We start from the raw sequence: 3,956 nt of genomic DNA on the forward strand, positions 1-3,956 counted from the left end.
CGCTACTACCTGCTCAACATCGCCTCGCCCAAGACCCGCTGGGCGCGCACCGTCATCGTCCACCGCGCCGACACCATCGACGGTCCCTACGAGGGCCGCATCGTGCTCGATGACCGCGGTATCGCCCAGGGCGGCCTGGCCGACACCCCGGAAGGCAAATGGTATGCCTATCTGTTCAAGGACAACGGCGCCGTCGGCCGTATCCCCTACCTCGTGCCCGTGACCTGGCAGGACGGCTGGCCCGTGCTCGGCAAAGACGGCGAGGTGCCCATGACGCTCGACATCCCCGCCGGCGGGCAAGGCGCCTCAGGCGCCTCCGGCATAGTCGCCTCCGACGAATTCGACCGCCTGCCCGGCACTCCCGCCCTGCCCCTCGCCTGGCAATGGAACCACAATCCTGATCCGCGCAACTGGTCGCTCACCAAGCGCCCGGGCTACATGAGCTTCGTCACCAGCCGGGTCGATGCCACCCTGCCCGAGGCCAGGAATACCCTCACCCAGCGCGCCTTTGGCCCGAGCAGTTCCGCCACCACCAGCATCGACGTGAGCGGCATGAAAGACGGCGACTGGGCCGGCCTGGCCGCTTTCCAGAAAAAATATGGTTTTGTCGGCGTGAAGATGAGCGGCGGCGCCAAATCGCTCGTCATGGTGAGCGCCGACGCCGACCAGCCCGAGGAGATCGCCTCCATTCCCCTCTCGGGCAATACCGTTCACTTGAAGGTCGAAGGCGAATTCAATTCTGCGCCCGACGACGCCCGCTTCGGCGTCGACGAAGTTGGCGCCAAGGTCTACGGCATCCCGGGTGCGCCTGAAGTGGCCCGCTTCTTTTTCAGCCTCGACGGCAAGACCTGGACCCCGATCGGTCGTCCGTCGCGCCTTGCCTACACCTTCCCGCACTTCATGGGTTACCGCTACGCGCTCTTCTATTATTCGACCAAGACCGCCGGCGGCCGTGTGGACTTTGACTACTACCGGGTCGGGCAAAAAGACTGAACGCAAGCGCCCGCGAGGGCGCCAGGCTTTTGATCAATTGAAAATGTATTTGGAAATGTATGAGTTCACCACCGGAATCCGAATTTGACCCGCCCGAATCTGAAGGGCAGCCGTCGTTGCGGCGCGAGAACCGGCGCTACGCGCTGGTCATCGTGTTGCTCATCCATCTGGCCTTGCTGGCCGCTGTTCTGCTGTCGCGCTCACGCGTTTCCGAGCCACCGCCGGCGCGCAGCGTAGAGGTGGTCCTGTTCGAGCAGAAAGTACCGGAGAAAAAAATTCACGTACCTCCGCCCGATGTCGCCCCGCCCAAGCTCGCCCCGCCCCCGCTCGCCCTGCCCCCGCTGCCCGTGCTCGACATCGTGCCCGACGCCATCCGGGCCCCGCCGGCCCCGGCCGCGCCCCCGGCCCCGCCCCCTGCCGCAGCCCCGCCGCCGCCCGTGAAGGAGGCCGTGGCCAGCGCGCCCCCCAAGCTGTTCGAAGAATGCGCCGAGGAGTCGGATCGGCATATGATCGCCGACGTATATCGCCTCGCTGTCAACAACCAATCGGTGTCCGAAATGCGCCGGCGCAAGCCGATCAAGCGCGTTTGCATGGCCCAGCTCAATATCACGCCGCGCTCCTTCAAAGAAGGCTTTCCCGGCCTGGGCTCGACGAACGAATGGTTCGGCCTGGATATTCGCTTCACCGTCAATATTCCGGAAACCGCCACGTATGAACTGATGCTGTTGGCCGACGATGGCGCCATGCTCAGTGTCGACGATGAAAACGTGATTGACAACGATGGCATCCACGCCCCAACACCCGTGGCGACCAAGATCAAGCTGGAGAAGGGCTTGCGCAATTTCCGCGTGCGTTACTTCCAGGGGCCGGGCCCGGATCTCGCATTGATGCTTGCGTGGAAGAAGCCAGGCGCGACCGATTACGGCTACATCCCGCGCAGCCTGATCGGGCGGCCGCCGGCCGGCACGCTGCCGCAGATCCTGGCGAAGGAGTGATCGGCGCCGCCGATGACAAGGAGAATTACATGAACACCGCATACAAACGCATCGTCGTCGTCGGCGGCGGCACAGCCGGCTGGATGGCGGCCACCTCACTGGCGACCGCACTGCCCGGCAGCACGGTCGAACTGGTCGAATCGGAAGAGATCGGCATCGTCGGCGTGGGCGAGGCCACGTTTCCCATGCTGCGCGATTTTCACAAGTCGAACCGCATCGACGAGGCCGAGTTCCTGCGCGCCACCAATGGCACGTTCAAGCTCGGCATCGAGTTTCGCGACTGGCGCGCCAAGGGCCAGCGCTTCTTCCATACCTTTGGCAATTTCGACGATCTGACCGGTCCCGCCTGTCTGTGGGGCCAGTACCGCCGGGTAAACGACACCGCGCTGGGCCCGCTGAGCGAGCAATGCCTGCCCAGCGTAATGGCCAGCCAGGGCCGCTTCGCCCCACCGCCCGCGGAGCACCCCAATTTGTATAGCTACGCTTACCATTTCGATGCCACCCTGTACGCAGGGTTCTTACGCGGCATCGCGCTCAGCAGGGGCGCGCGGCGCACCGAAGGCCGCATCGTCGAGGTCAAGCGCCGCACCGATGGTGGCGTCGACCAGCTCAAGCTCGAAGATGGCCGCGTGGTGGCCGGCGACCTGTTTATCGACTGCTCCGGCTTTGTTTCCCTGCTGCTGGGCCGCGCCCTGGAAGAGCCTTACGTCGATTTCAGCCGCTGGCTGCCGGTCGACCGGGCTTGGGCCGTGCCCAGCGAGCCGAGCGGACCGGAGCTCACGCCGCACACCGTCGCCACCGCGCTCGAAGCGGGCTGGACCTGGCGGATCCCGCTCGGCAACCGCGTCGGCAACGGCCACGTGTTCTCCTCCCGCTACATCGACGAGGAGCGCGCGCGCACCCAATTGCTCGAACGGCTGGACGGCCCTCCCCTGGCCGAACCGCGCCTGCTGCGTTTTGCCACCGGCCACCGCGAACGCTTCTGGGTCGACAACGTGGTCGGGCTGGGCTTGTCGTCGGGCTTTCTGGAGCCGCTCGAATCGACCAGCATCCTCCTGATCCAGCGCGGCCTGGAAAAAATGATCGAACTGCTGCGGCCGGGTGCGCTGCCCGCTGCGGCCGCCGTGGCCAACTACAACAGGGGCATGACCAGGATATTCGAACGCATTCGCGACTTCATCATCCTGCACTATTGCCTCACCGAGCGCCGCGACAGCCAGCTGTGGCGCGACATGGCGAGCATGGAACTGCCAGAGATGCTGGACTTCAAGATTCACGCCTGGCGCCAGGCCGGCTTGCTGAACATGAACGGGGAAGAAGGTTTCGAGGCCAGCAGCTGGCTAGCGATCCACGCCGGGATGGGGAACTGGCCCGTACGCGCCGACCCCGTGCTGGCCGAGGTGCCGATCGCAGAAGCCTTGCAGGCCCTGCACCAGCGACGCGACCATTACGCGGCCGTCGTGGCGGCCATGCCCACCCACGACGCTTTCCTGCGCCACATAATGCGGAACGACTAAGGTAATCAACTGAATGAAATTTCAAAGAATTTCCCGCACCACGGCAATCACCGGCGATGGGTGGGGCCGCGGGCTTCCGGCGGATCGCCATCGACACCGCCTGCTGCGGGCCATTGCCGCTGCGCCGGGGTAGCACCGACCTCGATGGCGCGGTCCGGCGCGGCACTGGCGAAATCCACCGGACTTAACGATTTAAAACTCTTGCATGGTTTTTGCGCCATGGATTTGTACGATGTCCCCCCCACTTTTTTTGGAGTCAGTAAGAAATGAAAATAAAGCACGTCACACACAAGGCACTGATGCCGAGCACGGCAATGATGGCGGCCGCCGCGGCGATGACCGTATTCTTTGGCGCGGCAGGCAATAGCTGGGCTCAAAAGGCTGAAGGCCTGGCCGACACCCCGCCAATGGGCTGGAACAGCTGGAACAAATTTGCCTGCGATATCGACGA

The 3,956-nt window shown here is 64.3% G+C and carries 5 protein-coding genes; 4 read left to right on the plus strand and 1 reads right to left on the minus strand.

Translation table 11 applies throughout. From position 1 onward, the window contains the following. The 3 genes from V6M52_RS00275 to V6M52_RS00285 form a co-directional block, all read left to right on the plus strand. On the plus strand, nt 1-993 hold a 993-nt coding region (locus V6M52_RS00275), incomplete at its 5' end, for a hypothetical protein (protein ID WP_332698191.1). Between the two features lie 59 nt (nt 994-1,052). Further along, a complete protein-coding gene (locus V6M52_RS00280) occupies nt 1,053-1,988 on the plus strand; it encodes a PA14 domain-containing protein (protein ID WP_332698194.1) in 936 nt (311 codons plus the stop codon). Nucleotides 1,989-2,017: 29 nt separating this feature from the next. After that, a complete protein-coding gene (locus V6M52_RS00285; RefSeq protein ID WP_332698197.1) occupies nt 2,018-3,505 on the plus strand; it encodes a tryptophan halogenase family protein in 1,488 nt (495 codons plus the stop codon). 47 nt (nt 3,506-3,552) lie between these two features. On the opposite strand, the gene V6M52_RS00290 is transcribed toward V6M52_RS00285, so the two are convergent. Continuing rightward, entirely contained in the window at nt 3,553-3,684 is a 132-nt protein-coding gene (locus V6M52_RS00290; protein WP_332698200.1) for a hypothetical protein, read from the minus strand. Nucleotides 3,685-3,771: 87 nt separating this feature from the next. Between V6M52_RS00290 and V6M52_RS00295 the strand changes: the two genes are divergently transcribed. Beyond that, nucleotides 3,772-3,956 (plus strand): hypothetical protein (locus tag V6M52_RS00295; protein ID WP_332698203.1); only part of this gene is annotated, 185 nt, incomplete at its 3' end.

It is taken from the genome of Devosia sp. (assembly GCF_036676215.1).
In the GTDB taxonomy this organism is placed as follows: Bacteria; Pseudomonadota; Alphaproteobacteria; order Rhizobiales; family Devosiaceae; genus Devosia.

Bases quoted from the DNA above. Each gene is read 5' to 3' on its own strand.
- V6M52_RS00280 (WP_332698194.1), top strand. From the start codon at position 1,053: ATGAGTTCACCACCGGAATCCGAATTTGACCCGCCCGAATCTGAAGGG.
- V6M52_RS00285 (WP_332698197.1), top strand. From the start codon at position 2,018: ATGAACACCGCATACAAACGCATCGTCGTCGTCGGCGGCGGCACAGCC.